The following is a 517-nucleotide window of genomic DNA, read 5'->3' on the forward strand; positions in this document are numbered from 1 at the left end:
GTTTACTTTCACGTCAGCCATGACCGGGAAAGTTGGCTCGATACCGTTATTGATACGGCGTTGCATCCAGCGAGCGAATGAAGCTTGATCAATATCTGTATCGAAACCGGCCGCACTGAAACCGCGTTGCACTAAACGCGCCGCCAGGGTACGGGATAAAGAAGATTTTTTTACCCCGCCCTTTCCGGCCAATACTGCGATTTTCAGCATTTCGTTGCCCCCCTTGTTTCGGTGAGCTAACTATAGCTTTATAGCTTGCTATCATGCAAGCACTATTTCAGATTAATTTGTCGATATACCACGACGATTTTTTAAAGTCCTGAATAGCTTCGCCTTTCTTCCCAGCTCGCCAAATGTATTTCAGCGCGTTACCTTTGCAAAACCCTGCAAACTCTTCAGGGGTCAGCGCGGCGCGGATCGCATCGATACATTCAATTTCACCCGCATTGTAGTGCGCGGGCGAATTCACCATATCCGTTGTAGTCGTCATTTGCGGCCTCATTAAGTCGGATCGTAG

General features: G+C 48.4%; 2 protein-coding genes. Both read right to left on the reverse strand.

Annotation, left to right across the window (positions count from 1 at the left end):
* Nucleotides 1–210, reverse strand: a 210-nt coding sequence (locus tag N1032_RS27915; RefSeq protein ID WP_259543995.1) for a P-loop NTPase, incomplete at its 3' end; no start/stop codon positions are given.
* A gap of 67 nt (nt 211–277) precedes the next feature.
* Nucleotides 278–517: DUF3310 domain-containing protein (locus tag N1032_RS27920; RefSeq protein ID WP_259543996.1), on the reverse strand; the 240-nt coding region annotated here is incomplete at its 5' end.

Source organism: Herbiconiux daphne (assembly GCF_024979295.1).
In the GTDB taxonomy this organism is placed as follows: domain Bacteria; phylum Actinomycetota; class Actinomycetes; order Actinomycetales; family Microbacteriaceae; genus Herbiconiux; species Herbiconiux daphnes.